General features: G+C 69.6%; 6 protein-coding genes. All 6 read left to right on the top strand.

Translation table 11 applies throughout. From position 1 onward, the window contains the following. The first annotated feature begins 45 nt into the window (after positions 1 to 45). The gene (locus ACWDXS_RS10745) at positions 46 to 13,572 is read left to right on the top strand and encodes an amino acid adenylation domain-containing protein (RefSeq protein WP_449964375.1); all 13,527 of its coding nucleotides are present in this window, start codon (positions 46 to 48) and stop codon (positions 13,570 to 13,572) included. Beyond that, positions 13,569 to 14,579, top strand: coding sequence for an ATP-binding cassette domain-containing protein (locus ACWDXS_RS10740; RefSeq protein ID WP_378633221.1), 1,011 nt, complete (start codon positions 13,569 to 13,571; stop codon positions 14,577 to 14,579). The genes ACWDXS_RS10745 and ACWDXS_RS10740 overlap by 4 nt, the downstream gene beginning before the upstream one ends. Next, positions 14,576 to 15,394: an ABC transporter permease gene (locus tag ACWDXS_RS10735; RefSeq protein ID WP_378991522.1), complete on the top strand. Its 819-nt coding sequence runs from the start codon at positions 14,576 to 14,578 to the stop codon at positions 15,392 to 15,394. Before ACWDXS_RS10740 ends, ACWDXS_RS10735 begins: the two co-directional genes overlap by 4 nt. Next, positions 15,394 to 16,182: an ABC transporter permease gene (locus ACWDXS_RS10730; protein WP_378991521.1), complete on the top strand. Its 789-nt coding sequence runs from the start codon at positions 15,394 to 15,396 to the stop codon at positions 16,180 to 16,182. The genes ACWDXS_RS10735 and ACWDXS_RS10730 overlap by 1 nt, the downstream gene beginning before the upstream one ends. Positions 16,183 to 16,230: 48 nt before the next feature. Next, complete coding sequence (locus ACWDXS_RS10725) at positions 16,231 to 17,325, top strand: ABC transporter substrate-binding protein (RefSeq protein ID WP_379312920.1); 1,095 nt, start codon at positions 16,231 to 16,233, stop codon at positions 17,323 to 17,325. Positions 17,326 to 17,411: 86 nt separating this feature from the next. Beyond that, on the top strand, positions 17,412 to 18,320 hold the full coding sequence (locus ACWDXS_RS10720) for a dioxygenase family protein (RefSeq protein ID WP_378991519.1): 909 nt from the start codon (positions 17,412 to 17,414) through the stop codon (positions 18,318 to 18,320). Positions 18,321 to 18,375: the final 55 nt, after the last annotated feature.

Raw genomic sequence — 18,375 nt, 5'->3', positions numbered from 1 at the left:
CAGAGGTGAACGCCCAGCTCCAGACATGAGAACGCAGGTTCGCTCATGATCCAGTCCTCTTCGCATGCGTCGGATGCCGTCGCACCCGAAGGCCCTTTTCCCTTGTCGGCCGCCCAGCGCGGCATCTGGTTCGCCCAGCACATCGCGGGCGATACCCCCATCTCCATCGCCCAGTACGTGGAGCTGTCCGGCGCGGTCGACCTCGCGCTGCTGATCGACGCGGTCCAGCGGACCGGTCGTGAGTTCGGTACCGGCTATCTGCGGCTGGTCGATATCGACGGCCACCCCCATCAGGTCGTCGATCTGACCCTCGACGACGACGTGGCCGAACTGGATCTGCGTGACCGCCCCGACCCGGAAGCGGCCGCGCACGCGTGGATGCGCGCCGAGTACACCGCACCACTGGATGTGATGCACGACCGATTAGTCCGCATCGCCCTGCTGCGTGTCGCCGAGGATCGCTGGTTCTGGTACGCGCGCATGCACCACATCGTGCTGGACGGGATGGGCGCGCTGGCGCTGGTTCAGCGCGTCGGCGAGCTCTACAACGCCGCCTTCGACGGCCGTGAGCCGCCGGCCACCAAGGCCGAGCCGTTGCAGAAGATCGTCGATGCCGATCTCGCCTACCGCACCTCCGGCCGTTTCACCACCGACCGCGACTACTGGCGCGAGCACCTGGCCGCGCTGGCCGATCCGGTGACGCTCGCCGGCCGCGACGCCGAGGTCGACGCCCACCCCAACCGGGTATCGGGCGCGCTACCCGCGGAGACCGGAACCCTGCTGGATTCGGTTGCGGCATCGGTGAATTCGGGTGTCGCCCCGACCGTGGTCGCGGCCTTCGGCGCCTATCTCGCCGCGATGACCGGCGCGCCGGAAGTGGTGCTGAGCCTGCCGGTCTCCGCGCGGACCTCGGCGACCCTGCGTCGTTCGGGCGGCATGCTCGCCAATGTCGTGCCGCTGCGCGTGCGCCTCGATCCCACCACCACCGTCGGGGCGGCGATTCTCGCCGTGCAGAGCGAGCTGACCGGTGCGTTGCGACGCCAGCGCTACCGCCAGGAGGACATCGTCCGCGATCTCGGCTGGGCGATGGACGAGGCGGCCTCGTTCGGCCCCGCCGTGAATCTGATGATGGTGGACACCAAGATCGCGCTGGGCCCGGTCGTCGGGCGGCTCCACGTGCTCACCTCCGGCCTGATCGACGACCTGTTCGTCAACCTGTACCCGGGCGTCGGCGGCGAGAGCACCCACATCGACCTGCAAGGCAACGCGAACCTGTACAGCGACGCCGACCTGGCGGGCCATCACGAGCGATTCCTGCTGTTCCTGCATCGGTTCCTCGTCGCCGGGCCGGAAGCCCCGCTGTCGACGGTGCCCGTTCTCTCGGATGCCGAGCAGGCGGCCTCGGTGCCCGCGCGCGGCCCGGCCGGCGTCGCGACGCGCACCCTGCCCGAGATCCTCGCGGCGGGCGCCGCGCTCGACCCGGACGCGGTGGCGCTGCGCTGGGGTACCGACGACACACTGAGCTATCGCGAGGTCGACGACTACACCAATCGCCTGGCCCGCCTGCTGATCGCCGCCGGCGCGGGGCCTGAACACGCGGTAGCGCTGTCGATTCCGCGGTCCGCGGAGTCCGTGCTCGCCACCGTCGCGGTGGCCAAGACCGGTGCTCCGTTCGTGCCCATCGATCCGACCTACCCCGACGATCGCATCGAGCACATGATCGACGACAGCGGGGTGGTCACCGGCTTGACGGTCGACGAGGCGCGAAAGTCGCTGCCCGACAAGGTCGATTGGCTCTCGCTGGACGACCCGTTGATCACCGCCGAACTCGCCACCCATGACCCCGCGCCGATCACCGATGCCGACCGCACGGCCGCGATCGCGGCGGATCAGGTCGCCTACGTCATCTATACCTCCGGGTCGACCGGTCTGCCCAAGGGCGTGCTGGTCTCGCATCGCGGCCTGGCGAACCTCGCGGCGAGTTCGGGGGCCGGGTTCGGGGTCGAGCCGGACTCCGTGGTCGCCCACGCGGTCTCGCCGAGCTTCGACATCTCGGTCGAGGAGATCGTGGTGACGCTGGCCGCCGGTGCCACCCTCGCGGTGGTCCCGCCGTCGGCCTACGCGGGTGAGGACATGGCGCACGTGCTGCGCACCCACCGCGTCACCCATCTCAATGTCACCCCGGCGGTTGTCGGTTCACTCGACCCGGTGACGCTGCCCGACCTGCGCACGATCGTGGTCGGCGGTGACGCGTGCCCGCCGGAACTGGTGGCGAAATGGGCCGGACGCTCGCTGATCAACGGGTACGGGCCCACCGAAACGACCATCACCACCACCCTGAGCGAACCGCTGGTGCCCGGCGCCCCGGTGACGATCGGCAGCCTGGTCGGTGGCGTCTGCGGCCTGGTCCTCGACCCGTGGCTGCGCCCGGTACCGGCGGGCACCGTGGGTGAGCTGCACCTCGCGGGCCCCGGTGTCGCGCGCGGCTACCACCGGCGCAGCGGCTTGACCGCGAGCCGGTTCGTGGCGAATCCGCACGCACCCGGCGACCGGATGTATCGCACCGGCGATCTGGTGCGCTGGACCGACGCCGAGGGCCGCGTCACCCTGGAATACCAGGGGCGCAGCGACTTCCAGGTGAAAGTGCGCGGCTACCGGATCGAACTCGGCGAGATCGACGCCGCGTTGCAGCGGCTACCCGAGATCGACTTCGCGATCACACTCGGTGCCGAGTCGCCGACCGGCGCCACCGCGCTCGTCGCCTATGTCACAGCCGAGCCGGGTACCGAGGTCCATCCAGAAGCGGTGAAAGCCGCTGTCGGCGAAACGCTTCCGGCCTATATGGTGCCCGCCGTGGTGATGGTGCTCGACCGGGTGCCGCTGACCCCGCTCGGCAAGGTGGACCGAAAGGCATTGCCCGCACCGGACTTCGGTGCGCGCACCGTCGCGAGCCGGGCTCCGTCCACGCCGCGCGAGGAAGCGTTGGCAGCCCTCTTCGCCGAGGTGCTCGGACTCGGCACCGTCGGTGTCGACGACAGTTTCTTCGCGCTCGGTGGCGACAGCATCGTGTCGATCCAGCTGGTCTCGCGGGCGAAGGCCGCCGGTATCTCGTTCAGCGCCCGCGATGTCTTCGAACGCAAGACGGTCGCCGCGCTGGCCGCTGTCGCCGACGACACCCAGGTACCGGTGGTGGACGAGCTGCCCGGCGGCGGGGTCGGCGCGGTGGAGCTCACCCCGATCGTGCACGCGATGGTCGAGCACCCGGACACCTGGGGACGCTACGGGCAGGCCGTCCTGATCGGGCTGCCCGACGGTTTCGACCGTCCGCGGCTCGCGGCGGCGCTCCAGGTGCTGCTCGACCAGCACGATCTCCTCCGCTCGTCGCTGCGACCGACGGCCGACGGCTGGGAATGGGTGGTGGCCGAGCCCGGTGCGGTCGACGCCGAGGATCTGATCGAGGTGACCCGGGCCGACACCGAGGACGCGGTCGAGCGCGCCTTGCAGAACGCCGCGGACCTACTCGATCCCCCCGCGGGTGTCGTCGCCCGGTTCGTGTTGGTCGAACGCGCCGACGCCGCCCCACTGTGCTGGCTGGTCCTGCATCACCTGGTCACCGACGGTATCTCCTGGCGAATCCTGTTGCCGGACTTGGCGACCGCGTCCTTCGGCGGCACGCTCGACCCGGTCGGCACCTCCTTCCGCCGCTGGGCGCACAGCCAGCCCGAGAACGCCGCGACACGTCTCGACGAACTGCCGATCTGGCAGCGAATCCTGGCCACACCCGACCCGCCGTTCGCCCGCACCGACCGTCGCAGTGCCGACCGCGCGACGACCACCTCGACTCCTTCCGATCGGTCCGGCGACACGGCCCAGACCGCCGCGCCGGCTAACGCCTCCGAGCTGTCCGACCCGGTAGCGGAGACCGCCTGCGCCTTCGACCCCGCCCTCGACGTGGTCGCCACGATGGCGCAGTGGCAGTCGACGGTGCCTTCGGACGTCGCAGAGACCGTCTTGCACGGCGTGCCCGAGCAGTTCCATTGCGGCGCCGACGATGTGCTGCTGGCCGCGCTCGCCATGGCCGTGTGCCGATGGCGCGACCGCACCGGCGCGCTGCTGACGCTGGAGGGCCACGGCCGCGACGAATCCCTGCTGCCCGGCGCCGATGTCGCGCGCACGGTCGGCTGGTTCACCAGCGTGTACCCGGTCGCGCTCGACCTGACCGGGATCGATCTCGGCGACGCGTTCGCCGGCGGCCGTGCGGCGGGTTCGGCGATCAAGGCCGCCAAGGAGCAGTTGCGGTCGGTCCCCGATCGCGGCGTGGGCTTCGGCTTGCTCCGCTATCTGAACAACGAGTCCGCCGCGGCACTGGCCGGCGCGCCGACACCCCAGCTGAGCTTCAACTATCTCGGCAGGGCGGTGACCGGCGACGATCCCTGGGTTCCGCGACGTTTCGCCGCGACCAACGACGACCGAGCCCCACTGGCCGCCGTCGTCGATATCAACGCGGTGCTGACCGATGCCGGGCTGGAAGTCACCTGGGCCTACGCGAGCAGACTGCTCGACGAGGCCGACGTGCGCGCGTTGGCCGAGCTGTGGTCGCAGGCCCTGCGCGCACTCGTCACCCATGCCGCGACCGGCGACGCGGGTGGCCGCACCCCCTCGGATTTCGCGCTCGTCACGGTCGATCAGCCGCAGATCGAGCGCTGGGAGCACACCTACCCGGCGCTCACCGACGTCTGGCCGCTCTCGCCGCTGCAATACGGCCTGCTCTTCCACGCGCTCTACGACTCCGACACCGCCGACGGTTACACGGTCCAATCACTGCTCACCCTCGCGGGCACGGTCGACGCCACCCGGCTGCGCGGTGCCGCACAGGCACTCGTCGATCGGCACGAGAACCTGCGTGTGGCCTTCGTCGAGACCGACGACGGCCCGCGTCAGCTCGTCCTGTCCGCCGCCGAGATCCGCTGGGAAGAAGTAGATCTCACCGAGATCGCCGACGAAGACCAGCGAGCTCGCGAGCTCGACCGAGTGATCGAACTCGACGCGCTGACCCGCTTCGACCTGACCCGGCCCCCGTTGCTCCGCTTCACCCTGGTCAGGACCGGCGCGGAAACGTTGCGGCTCGTCATGACCAATCACCATCTGGTGCTGGACGGTTGGTCGACGCCGCTGCTGGTGCGGGAGCTGCTCACCCTGTACGTCACCGCGGGCGACACGTCGATGTTGCCGCCCGCCCCGTCCTACCGCGACTTCCTGTCCTGGCTCGGAGACCAGGATGCGGAGGCGTCGCTGTCGGCGTGGAAACAGGCCATGGCCGGGATCGACACGCCGACCCGCGCCGTCCCCACCCTCGTCGGCATCGAGTCGACCGAGACCGCGATGCTCTCGCACGATCTGTCCTCCGCCACGGTCGCGGTACTCGAATCCGCGGCCAGAGAAGCGGGTGCGACCGTGAACACGCTGGTCCAGGCCGGTTGGTCGCTGCTGCTGGCCATGCTCACCGGTCGCACCGATGTGGTGTTCGGCGCCACGGTGTCCGGTCGGCCGCCGGAGCTGCCCGGTGTCGAGGAGATGGTCGGGCTGTTCATCAACACCGTTCCGGTGCGGGTGACGCTGGATCCGTCGGAAAAGGTCCGCGACCTGCTTGCTCGCGTGCAGGCAGAGCAGGCGCGGCTCATGGACCACCAGCACGTCGGCCTCGCCGCCATCCACCGCGTGGTCGGGCTGGCCGAATTGTTCGACACGCTCACCGTTTTCGAGTCCTACCCCATCGATCGGGAGGCGCTGTCGCAGGCCTTGGACATCGCGGGCATGCGGGTGCTCGATGTCGAGGGCACCGACGCGACGCCGTACCCGTTGAACCTCATGGTGATTCCGCTGCGCGGCGAGGCCGGTGCGGGCGACGCCCTGCGCATCACGGTGAAGTTCATGGCCGATCAGCTGGAACCCACTGCGGCACAGATACTCCTGGACCGGTTCGTCCGGGTGCTCACCCAACTCGCCGAGAATCCGCACACCCTGGTTTCGCAACTGCGAAATTGCAGCGACGCCGAACTGGCCACGCTGGCACCGGTGCACGGGCCACCGCCCTTGCCGATGCGCACGCTGCCCGACATCCTCACCGCAGGCGCGCGCATCGATCCCGACGCGATCGCGGTCAGCTCGGGCGAGCTGCGAATGAGTTACGGCGACCTCGACGCCTGGTCCAACCGGTTCGCCCGGGTCCTGCTCCGCCGCGGGATCGGGCCCGAGATCTTCGTCGTGCTCGCGCTCACCCGGTCGCTGGAATCGGTGGTCGCCGTGTGGGCACTGGCCAAGACGGGGGCGGCCTTCGTCCCGCTGGATCCGAGCTATCCGGTGGAGCGGATCGAGCACATGCTCACCGATTCGAAGGCCCCGATCGGCGTCACCGTGACGGCTACCGGCGAAGACCTGCCCGGGTCCATCGACTGGCTGCTGCTCGACGACCTGAACACCATGCGCCGCGCCATGCTGGTCTCCGACGCGCCGATCACCGACGCCGAACGCGGCGGCCCGCTCGATATCGACCACACGGCCTACCTGATCTACACCTCCGGTTCCACCGGCAAGCCCAAGGCGGTTCTCCTCAGCCATCGCGGCATCGCGAATCTCGTTGCCGCCCAGCGCGAAACCCTGGCGCTCGACCCGACCGCCAGCGCACTCCAGGTCGCCTCCCCCAGCTTCGACGCCTCGGTCTTCGAGATGCTGACCGCGCACGCGGCGGGTGGACGCCTGGTGGTCTCACCGCCGGAGGTCTACGGCGGCGGCGAACTCGAGACGCTGCTGCGCACCGAGCGGGTCACCCACGCGGTGATCACCCCGTCGGCGCTGGCGACGATGGAGCCCACCGATCTCACCGAGCTGCGGGTGCTGTCGGTGGCCGGTGAGGCGGCCACCCCCGAGCTCATCGAGAAGTGGGCCGCGGGCAGGCGGATGGTGAATCTGTACGGCCCCACCGAGTTCAGCATCTGGGCAACCGGTCCCGCCGAACTGCTCCCCGGCGAACCGGTCACGATCGGCGGACCGATTCGCGGTGCGGCACTGGTGGTGCTGGACAGCTGGTTGCGTCCGGTGCCGGTCGGCATCGCCGGTGAGCTGTATCTGGCCGGGCCCGCGCTGGCGCGCGGCTACTTCAACCGGTTCGAGATGACCGCGAGCCGGTTCGTCGCCAACCCGTTCGGCGTCGCCGGGGAACGGATGTACCGGACCGGCGACATGGTGCGCTGGGTCACGGGCGAGAACGCCGCGCTCACCCTGGAATATCTGGGCCGCAGCGACTTCCAGGTGAAGATTCGCGGCCTGCGGATCGAACTCGGCGAGATCGACGCGGTGCTCTCGCGCGACGCCGAGGTCGACTACGCGGTGACGATCGGACGCGAAGGACCGGCGGGCGCCACCGTGCTCGTGTCCTACGTGCTCGCCGTGCCCGATGTCGCACTCGACACCGAACGGTTGCGCGCTCAGGTCGCGGCGGAACTGCCGGGATACATGGTGCCCGCCTATATCGTCGTCCTGGACGATATCCCGCTCACTCCGGTCGGCAAACTGGACCGCAAAGCCCTGCCGATACCGGACTTCTCGGCCACCCAGCAGTCCTACCTCGCACCGCGCACTCCGATCGAAGAGGCCGTCGCCGCGGTGTTCGCCGATGTCCTCGGCAGCGAACGGGTGAGCGTCGACCAGTCCTTCTTCGAACTCGGCGGCAACTCGCTGAGCGCGACGAAGGTTGTCGCCCGGGTCAATTCGGCGCTCGGCTCCACCATCGCGCTGCGTGATCTCTTCGACGCGCCGAGCGTCGCCCAACTGTCGGCGCGGGTCGTCCCCGCCGCCGAGGGCAGTCCTGGCCTGCCCGCGCTGGCTCCCCGCCTGCGCCCGGACCGCATCCCCCTGTCCCCCGCCCAGCAGCGTATGTGGGTGCTCAATCAACTCGACCCCGACTCGTCGGCCTACAACATCGCGATCGCCCTGCGCCTCACCGGAACCCTCGATGTGGAAGCCATGCGCCGCGCTCTCGCCGACGTGGTCGAACGACAGGAGAGCCTGCGCACCCGCTATCCCGCCGACGCCGAGGGCCCGCGTCAGGTCGTCGTCGGCATCGACACCGCGGTTCCGTCGATGCCGCTGATCGACACCGAAGACGGCGCGCCACTGCGTGAGCAGATCAACGAACTGGCAGGCACCGGCTTCGACCTCACCCGTCAGGCACCACTGCGTGTCGGCCTGTTCCGCCTCAACAGTCACCCAGCCCAGACCGGACCCCGCAATGCCTATCGATCCGAAGACCCTGTATCAGTGCATGTCATCGTCCTCGTCGTACACCACATCAGCGCCGACGGCGCATCGATGGCCCCCCTGGCGGCGGACCTGGTCGCCGCCTACTCGGCGCGGGTGTCGGGTACAGCACCCACGCAGCCGCCGCTCACGGTGCAGTACGCGGACTTCGCGCTGTGGCATCGCGAGCTTCTCGGCAGCGCGACGGATTCGGAGTCCGTGGCCGCCCAGCAGATCCGGTATTGGCGCGAAACACTCGCGGGCGCACCGGATGCGCTGGAACTGCCCACCGATCGCCCCCGTCCGGCGGTGCAGACCATGAGCAGCGACGATATCGACTTCACCGTCGACGAACAGACCCACCGTGCACTGATCGACTTCGCCGCCGCGAACAATGTCAGCGTCTTCATGGTCGTCCACGCCGCCCTCGCGGTGCTGCTGGCCCGGCTCGCCGGGACCGGCGATGTCGTCATCGGCACGCCGATCGCGGGTCGCGGTGCGGCCGCGCTGGACGATCTCGTCGGCATGTTCGTCAACACCCTCGCCCTGCGCACGCCGGTCGACCCCGGCACCGGCTTCCGGCAGCTGCTCGCCACCGTCCGCGACACCGACCTCGATGCCTTCGGCCACGCCGACGTACCGTTCGAGCAGCTCGTCGCGACACTCGACCCCACCCGGTCGACCGCCCATCACCCGCTGTTCCAAGTGTCGCTGTCGCTGCAGAACTTCATCGAACCGGTGCTCGAACTGCCCGGGCTGCGTTTCGAGGTCGAGGACTTCGACCGCCGCTCCTCGGCCTTCGACCTCACCCTGGACCTGCGCGAACGGTTCGACGAGACCGGCCCGGCGGGCATCGACGGCGTCCTCACCTACGCGACAGATCTGTTCGACGCCGCCACCGTCACCTCGTTCGCGACCCGATGGCGGCAGGTGCTCGCCACCGTCCTCACCGACATCGACATCCGCCTCGCCGATATCGACCTCCTCGCCGAATCCGAACGCGCGGAACTCGTCCCGGTCCACGGCCCCGCTACCGCGGGCACGACGACCTTGGCCGACCTGCTCACCGCCACCGCCGCGACCTTCCCCGACCGACCAGCCCTGGTTACCGGCACTGCGACGGCCACCGCGACCCGGGCCACCGGCACCATCTCCCCGACCGAGCCCACCTCCGCCGACGCCGCGGCACAACCCACACAGGTATCCGACACGATCACCTACGGTGCGCTGCACGCCCGGTCGAATCAGTTGGCCAGGTTGCTCATCGAGGCGGGAGCGCACACGGAATCTGTGGTAGCCCTCGGTCTCCCACGGTGTGTCGAGCTCCACGTCGGCATCTGGGCCGCGGCGAAGGTGGGCGCGGCGTTCCTGCCGGTCGACCCCAAACATCCGGCGGACCGCATCGACCACATGCTCTCCGATTCCGGCGCGCGAGTCGGGATCACCCTCGCCGCATACCGGCCGCAGCTGTCCGACACCACCCACTGGCTGATCCTCGACGACCCCGGCTTCGCCACCCGCGTGGGCGCCACCGACGACGCGGACCTCGCCCCCGCGGAACTGCCGGTTCCGATCAGGGTCGAGAACCCGGCCTGGATGATCTACACCTCCGGCTCCACCGGCACCCCGAAGGGCGTCACCGTCACCCATCGCGGCTTGGCCGACCTGGTCGCCTCCCAGCGCACCGACCTCGCCCTCGACGAACACGCCCGAGTGATGCAGGTGGCCTCGCCGAGCTTCGACGCGTCGATCTTCGAGGCGCTCATGGCCTTCGGCTGCGGCGGCGCCTCGGTGATCGCCCCGCCGGATGTCTTCGGCGGCGCCCCGCTCGCGGAACTGATCGCCGCCGAGCAGGTCAGCCACATGGTGATCACGCCGTCGGCGCTGGCCACCATCGATCCCGCCGACGTGTCGAGCCTGCGGGTGCTCGCGGTCGCGGGTGAGGCGGTCGGCCCCGATCTCGTCGCGCGCTGGTGCGGCGGCGCCGGCGGGCGCACGATGGTCAACCTGTACGGCCCGACCGAATACACCATCTGGGCAACAGGTTCCGCGCCGCTGTCCGCTGCGGAGCCGGTGACCATCGGCGCTCCCGTTCGCGGTGCGTCCGCACTCGTCCTCGACGACCGCCTGCGCCCGGTACCCGTCGGCGTCGCGGGTGAGCTGTACCTCGCGGGCACCGCGCTCGCGCGGTGCTACCACGCGCGGCCGAGCTTGACGGCAGCCCGATTCATCGCCGACCCCTTCGGCCTGCCCGGCGAATGCCTCTATCGCACAGGTGATCTGGTCCGGTGGACTCGCACGAACACCCCGGTACACAGCGTCCGCGCCACTCGGTCCGACAGCCCCGCCCTGTCCGAGAACCCCGCTGGCACGTCTCCAGGATTGGCGCTGGAATACCTCGGCCGCACCGACTTCCAGGTCAAGGTGCGCGGCCAGCGCATCGAGCTCGGCGAGATCGATGCGGTGCTCGGCGCCGTCGACGGTGTCGATCTCGCTGTGACGCTGGGTGTTCCGGGTCCCACCGGCGCCACCGCCCTCGCCGCCTACCTGGTGCGCATGCCCGGCGCCGACCTCGACATCGCACATATCCGCGCCCTCGCCGCCGACACGCTCCCCGCGTACATGGTGCCCGCCGCTTTCGTGGTGCTGGACGAGATCCCCATCAACGCGGTCGGCAAACTCGACCGAAAAGCACTGCCGGAGCCGGTGTTCGTCACCGACGACACCCCGTACCGCGCACCGGAGACGCCGACCGAGCTGGTACTCGCCGAGGTCTACGCCGAACTGCTCGGCCGCGCACGGGTCGGCATCGACGACTCCTTCTTCGCCCTCGGCGGCGACAGCATCCTGGCCATCCAGCTCGTCACCCAGGCGAAGCTGCGCGGCGTGCACTGCACGCCGTTGCAGGTCTTCGAACACCGCACGGTGGCGGCGCTCGGTGCGGCCGTCGATGCCGCCGAGACGGTGGAAGCGCTGGCCGAACTGCCCGGTGGTGGCACCGGTGACCTGCCGCTGACACCGATCGTTCACTACATGGTCGAACGCGGCGGCGACTTCGACCGGTTCGCCCAGACCGCGGTGCTGGAACTGCCCGTCGGCATCGAACGCGCGCAACTCGTCGCCACTGTCTCAGCCGTGATCGACCGGCACGACATGCTGCGAGCCTGCCTGTGGGCAGCCGAGGACGGCTGGCGGCTGCGCGTGGCCGACCCCGGTTCGATCGAGGTCGACGCACTGGTGCACCGCACGGCCTTCGACGCCGCCATCGACCCGATCGAGCTGCGCGAATACGCCCAGACCGAGCTCGACTCCGCGATGAACCGACTGAATCCGGCGGACGGGGTCGTCCTGCAGTTCGTGTGGCTGGATCCGGTCGGCGACGCCGGCGCGCACACCGGGCCCGGACGCCTGATCATCGTCGCGCACCATCTCGCGATCGACAGCGTGTCGTGGCGAATCCTGGTGCAGGACTTGATCGCCGCCTGGGCCCAGGTATCGGCGGGCGCCACCCCGACCCTCCCGGATATCGGCACCTCGATGCGGCGCTGGTCGCACGCCATGACCGAGCAGGCCCGTTCCGAGCGGCGCCGCGCCGAACTCCCGTACTGGCAAGCGGTGGTGCACGGCCCCGACCCGCTGCTCGGCGCCCGTCACCTCGATCCTGGCACCGACCAGGGCCAGACCGTCCGCCGCCTCGACATCGAGGTCGACGACAACACCACCACAGCGCTGCTCACCACCCTGCCCCGCCTGTTCCAGGGCAGTGTCACCGACGCGCTGTTCGCCACCCTGGCCGTGGCGCTGGTGCGCTGGCGTGCGCGCAGAGGCGTGGACGAGCCCTCGGCGCTGCTGCGTCTGGAAGGCCATGGCAGACAGGAAGAAGTCGTGCCCGGCGCCGATCTGTCGCGGACCATCGGCTGGTTCACCAACCTGTACCCGGTGCGCCTCGATCTCACCGACATCGACATCGACGACGCGCTGGCGGGCGGCCCCGCCATGGGCGCGGCCATCCGCCGGGTCAAGCACGATCTGCTCGCGGTGCCCGACAAGGGCATCGGATTCAGCCTGCTGCGCTACCTGAATCCCGAAGCAGCCGAGCATCTTCCGACCCGGCTCCCCGGCCAGATCTGTGTGAACTACCTGGGCAGGCACACCTCGGTCGACACACCGCCCGGCCTGGAAGGTCTCGGCTGGCTACCCACCGACGCGCTCGGTGAGCTCGAGGCGGCCGAGCATCCGGAGGTGCCGATCATGTCGCCGATCGATATCAACGCCATGGTCGTCGGCAACCGGCTACAGGCCGACTTCGGTTACGCGGCACAGCTGCTGGATCGTGCGGACGTCGCCGAACTCGCGCAGCTGTGGGTCGAGGCGCTCGACGCGGCGGCGCGATTCGCCGAAACCCCCGCGGCCCAGCTCGCTTCGGCCGACGAAGCCGCCGCCGTGACCGCGCGCACGGCAGCGGTCGCGGAGCCCGGACCGACCGGACTCGGTCTCGACGTGCTGCTACCGATCCGCCCCGACGGCGATCGACCCGCGCTGTTCTGCGTCCACTCCTCCTCCGGAATGTCGTGGAGCTACCTGGGGTTCGCCGAACAGCTCCGGCCGGGCCGCCCGATCTACGGGCTCCAAGCACCCGACCTCAGCGGCCGTGAACCCTCCGCCCGTTCCATCGAGGAATTCGCGCAGCGCTATGTGCGCGAGATCCGAACGGTGCAGCCGAGCGGCCCCTATCACCTGCTCGGCTGGTCCTTCGGCGGACTCATCGCCCAGGCCATGGCGGTGCAACTGCAGGCGGCGGGCGAGCAGGTCGGCGTCGTGGCACTGCTGGACACCGATACCGCCGACATCGACGGCGACACCATCGAGCGCCTGTCGCCGGGTGCCTTCATCAACACCTTCGGCGCCATCTTCGGCATCGACGACGTGCCCGCCGAATCGACCGCCGAACAAGCGGCCGAGCTCATCACCGCCCGGCTCGGCGGGGTCGAGCTCATCGACGCGGCCACGATCGAGCGCATGGCGGGCTCCTACAACGCCTCCGCGGGCACCCGGACCGGATATCAGCGCCCGGTCTACCACGGCGACGTCGTCTATTTCCGCGCCACGGTCGATCCCGCCGAATGGATGGGCCCCGACGGCTGGCGGCCCTACGTCACCGGCGACATCACCGACCACGACGTCGACGTGACCCACGACGACATGACCAATCCCTACGCACTGTCGATCATCTCGCCACTGCTCGATGACCACTTGGAAGCAGGAGACCGGATATGAGCGTCGAACACACTCTCGTGCAGAGCAACCCGCGCACCGGCGGCGTCGTGGTCGAAGGGATCGAGAAGTCCTTCGGCGACGTGCACGCGCTGCGCGGCGTCGATTTCGAGGCCGCCCCCGGTGAGGTGCTCGGCATCCTCGGCCCCAACGGCGCGGGCAAGACGACGATGGTGAACATCCTGTCCACCCTCGTCACGCCCGACAGCGGGCGGGCGGTGGTCGCAGGCCACGACGTCGTCGCCGACCCCGCCGCGGTGCGCAAACGCATCATGCTCACCGGGCAGTACGCCGCGCTCGACGACATGCTCAGCGGCTACGAGAACCTCGTCATGTTCGGCAGGCTGATGGGGCTGCGCAAACCGGCGGCGCAGGTCAGGGCCAGGGAACTACTCGGCGAATTCGATCTGGAGAAGGCGGCGAATCGGCGCGTCGGCACCTATTCGGGCGGCATGCGGCGCCGCATCGACATCGCGTGCGGTCTCGTGGTGCGACCCGATGTCGTCTTCCTCGACGAACCGACCACCGGCCTCGATCCCCGCAGCAGACAGGGCGTCTGGGATCTGGTGCGCAGCTTCAAGACCGCGGGGATCACCACCCTGCTCACCACTCAGTATCTGGAGGAGGCCGACGCGCTCAGCGACCAGATCATCGTGATCGACCACGGCGTGGTGATCGCCTCCGGCACCGCCGACGAGCTGAAACACCGCACCGGCGGAAGCTACTGCGAGATCGTGCCGCTGGATCTGGAAGGGCTACCCACCATCGTCGCCGCGCTCGGCTCGCTGCTTCCCGCGGAGAACCTGGCCGCGCTCACTCCCGAATCGGATCGCATCACCATCCCCGCGCCCGACGGTGCCAAGACACTCGCCGAGGCCCTGCGGCGACTCGACAACGCCTCGGTCGAACTCGTCGACATCGCCCTGCGCAGGCCCTCGCTCGACGATGTGTTCCTGCAGCTCACCGGTCACCTCGCCTCGACCGAGGACGAATCGGCGGCCACCCCATGACCGCCATCACCTGGAACACCTCCGTGCGCGCGACACCGGAGACGGTGCAGCAGTGGTGGGTCCTGAGCACCCGGCTGATCGTGCCCTCGATCAAAACCGGCGAGTTCCTCGCCTCGGTGCTCGCGCCCGCGGCCTTCACGGCCAGCTTCTACATCCCGCTGAAAACGGTGATGACGTTCTCCGGCAACGGTTTCAGCAGTTACGCCCAATACATGATGCCGCTGGTGATCCTGCAGGCCGCCGCGTTCACCGCCATCTCGGCGGCGTTCCGCTCGGCCACCGATTCCGTGGCGGGCCTCAACCGCCGCTTCGGCGCGATGCCGCTGCGCCCGCTGGTTCCGGTCGCGGCGCGGATGTCGGCCAACCTGTTCCGGCTGCTGATCGCGCTGGCCGCGGGGATCGCCGCGGGCTATGTGATCGGCTTCCGATTCCGGCTCGACGCCGCGCACACCCTCGGCTATCTGGCATTCTCGGTACTCATCGGACTCGCGTTCACCCTCGGCGCGGATGTGATCGGCACGCTGTCCAAGAGCCCCGAAGCCACCTCGCAGGCGCTGCTGCTGCCCCCGTTGATCTTCGGCATGCTCTCGACCGGTCTCGCACCGGCGAGCCAGTTCCCGGAGTGGATCCAGTGGTTCGTGCGCAATCAACCGGTCTCCCAGTTCGCGATCGTGTTGCGCGCGCTGGCCGGTGACACCAAGGGCAACGCCGGGACGGTGACCTGGTCGCTGGTGACCCCGTCGCTGCTCTGGCTGGCCGCGATGCTGGCGATCTGCGCGCCGGTGGCCATCCGGCTGAGCTCCAGGAGGGCCTGATGGCAGAACACTCGGAGACCTCGGCGGTGTCGCTGCTGCGGCACACACTGATCCAGACCGAGCGGCTGCTGGTGCGCTGGGCACGCAACCCGGTCACGCTGCTCGAGACCCTGCTCATCCCGTGTCTGCTGCTGGTGATGCTCAACATCGTGGTGGGCGGTCAGATCGAGAAGTTCACCGGCGACGATGCCCTCTACGGCTCGGTGCCGATGGTCGCCCTCGTCGGCGCGCTGTCCGGCGCCGTCGCGAGCGGCGTGCTGCTCGGGCGTGAACGCGACGCGGGTCTGCTGGCCAGATTCTGGGTGCTGCCCGTGCATCGTGCGTCGGGCCTGATCTCGCGCATCCTCGCCGAGGGCTGCCGGATCCTGCTCGGCACCGTGACGGTGCTGATCGTCGGCTACCTGCTCGGCTTCCGCTTCCACCACGGTCCACTGGCCGGCCTGGTATTCCTGGCGATCCCTGTGGTGTTCGGCCTCGCCTTCGCCACCATGGTCACCGCCGTCGCCGTCTACAGCGCGAAGGCCTCACTGGTCGAGGGCATCACGATCCTGGCCTCGCTGATGATGTTCTTCAGCACCGGATTCGTGCCGCTCGTCGCCTTCCCGACCTGGATTCAGCCGGTGGTGCGCTACCAGCCGATGTCGGTGGCCGTCGACGCGATGCGCGGACTGTCCGACAAGGGTCCCATCGCCGTACCCCTGCTGCTCACCCTCGCCTGGTCCGGCGCCGCGCTCCTGGTGTTCGCCGTGCCCGCCGCCGTCGGCTTCCGGCGCGCGAGCCGCCGGTAGCTCGGCCCGCGGCATTCACGCCGTCGGCTACGCAGTACCCTCGTGCGCATGCTGGCGAGCGTCCGAAACCGCACCCGATTCCGTCGCACCGCAGAGCAGGGCGGGCGCGTCCGCTCACGCGGCTTCGTCGTGGCTGCCGCGTTGCTGTGCGCCGCCGTGTTCACCGCGGGATGCGCGGACAAGCACGATGACGCGAGCACGATCATCCGCACCACCACGAATATCGCCGGTGCGGGCGTGGTCGGGGCCGATCGCGACACCGCGACCGCGTGCCCGTTGCCGAGTGCGCCCGACGCGGGCCCCGGCGGCACCCGAACGGTGACTCACACCGCCGGTACCTCGCAGGTTCCCGCCGACCCGCAACGCATCGTCGTGCTCACCACCTCGGCGCTCGACGCGGCCTGCGCGGTCGGTCTGTGGGAGCGGGTCGCGGGCGCGGTGACCCTCGACGGCGACCGTTCGCAGCCGATGTACCTGGGGTACGGCGTGGTGAAGGTGCCCAGCATCGGACCGATCGGTCAGCCCGATCCGGCTCGCATCGCCGAGCTGAAGCCCGATCTGATCCTCGGCGACGTCGCACCGGCCGCGGGCGGGTACGAGGCGCTGAGCAAGATCGCCCCCACCGTGCTGATCGGTGCGGGCGGCAGCTGGCAGTCCGATTTCGCCGCTTATTCCGCGGGGATGAACCGCAACGATGCCGCCGAAACCGCCCTGCAGAACTACCTCACCGAGGCGCACGACCTCGGCCCCGCACTGAACGCGCGCCAGTCCCAAGCTTCGGTGCTGCGCTTCACCGCCGACACCACGCAGGTCCAGGGCGCCGAAACCTTCGCCGCCCACGTCCTGTCCGATGTCGGCGTCCAGCGTCCGACCGCCCAGCGCGGACCGTCCTTCGACATCACCGAAGCCGACCTCGCCACCAAAGCCGAAGGCGACGTCATCTACGTGATGTTCGACGGCCCGGACGGCGAGAAACACGGCAAACAGGTCCTGCGCTCCGACCAGTTCGAGGAACTGGGCGCCTCGACCGACAAGCGGGTCTTCGCGGTCGACGACAAGATCTGGCACACCACAGGGCTCACCGCCGCCCGCGCGGTCCTCACCGACCTGCGCAACAGCCTCAACGGTTACGTCACCGATTGACTCCCAGCTGACTCCCAGCGTCTTCGCAGTTCCAGCGCAGTCCACCTGCTTAGCGTGGTCGGCAACAAGGCAGCGAAGGAGCAGCTATGGGTGAGCACGATCTGGGACTCGGGCACGATCTTCGAGTGATGTCACGGCGGCGAGCGCTGAGTTTCCTCGGCGTCGCCGGGGTCGCGGCAGCGGCGGCGGGTTGCGCGGCCGCGACCGACAGCTCCGGCACGAGCACGAGCTCGGCCGGCAGTGCCACCTCCGCGTCAGCGCAAACACCCGCCGCGGCACCGCAGGAGACGGCGGGCCCCTACCCGGGTGACGGTTCCAACGGACCCAATGTCCTGATCGAATCCGGTGTGGTGCGCTCCGATATCACCACCAGCTTCGGCGCGTATTCCGGTACCGCCCAGGGTGTTCCGATGACACTCACGCTGAATCTGCGCGACCTCGTGAAGAACGCGGCTGGCACCGGAATGGCGGTGTACGTCTGGCATTGCGACCGCGAGGGCCGGTACTCCCTCTATACCGAGGGCGCCACCGAACAGAACTACCTGCGCGGTGTCCAGGTGGCCGACGACGACGGCACCGTACGGTTCACCTCGATCTTCCCCGCCTGCTACGCCGGGCGCTGGCCCCACATCCACTTCGAGGTCTACGACTCCCTCGCCACCGCGGTCGCGGGCGACAACGCGCGCCTCACCTCCCAGATCGCCCTCCCCCAAGACGCGTGCACCGCCGTCTTCGACGCCGACTCCGGCTACGTGAACAGCACCCGCAACCTGTCCGGCGTGACCCTCGCCTCCGACGGCGTCTTCGGCGACGGCTGGGACGCCGAACTGGCCACCGTCACCGGCACCCCGGCCACCGGCCTGTCCGTCGCACTCACCATCGGCGTAGCAGCCAAATCCCAGAACACCCAGTCCGACAACGGTTTCCCGGGCTCGCCTCCCTCCGGCAACGGGGCGCCGGGCGGCCCACCGCCCGGCGGCCCAGCACCCCGCTGACGAGTCCGCGGGTACTGACGCCGAACGGTCGGGTAGCCGTGAGCCCGCTATCCTC

Source organism: Nocardia sp. NPDC003183, assembly GCF_053590715.1.
Note: the sequence above shows the minus strand (reverse complement) of the source record. Positions and strands in the feature narration are given on the sequence as shown.

Bases quoted from the DNA above. Each gene is read 5' to 3' on its own strand.
- ACWDXS_RS10745 (WP_449964375.1), top strand. From the start codon at position 46: ATGATCCAGTCCTCTTCGCATGCGTCGGATGCCGTCGCACCCGAAGGC.
- ACWDXS_RS10740 (WP_378633221.1), top strand. From the start codon at position 13,569: ATGAGCGTCGAACACACTCTCGTGCAGAGCAACCCGCGCACCGGCGGC.
- ACWDXS_RS10735 (WP_378991522.1), top strand. From the start codon at position 14,576: ATGACCGCCATCACCTGGAACACCTCCGTGCGCGCGACACCGGAGACG.
- ACWDXS_RS10730 (WP_378991521.1), top strand. From the start codon at position 15,394: ATGGCAGAACACTCGGAGACCTCGGCGGTGTCGCTGCTGCGGCACACA.
- ACWDXS_RS10725 (WP_379312920.1), top strand. From the start codon at position 16,231: ATGCTGGCGAGCGTCCGAAACCGCACCCGATTCCGTCGCACCGCAGAG.
- ACWDXS_RS10720 (WP_378991519.1), top strand. From the start codon at position 17,412: ATGGGTGAGCACGATCTGGGACTCGGGCACGATCTTCGAGTGATGTCA.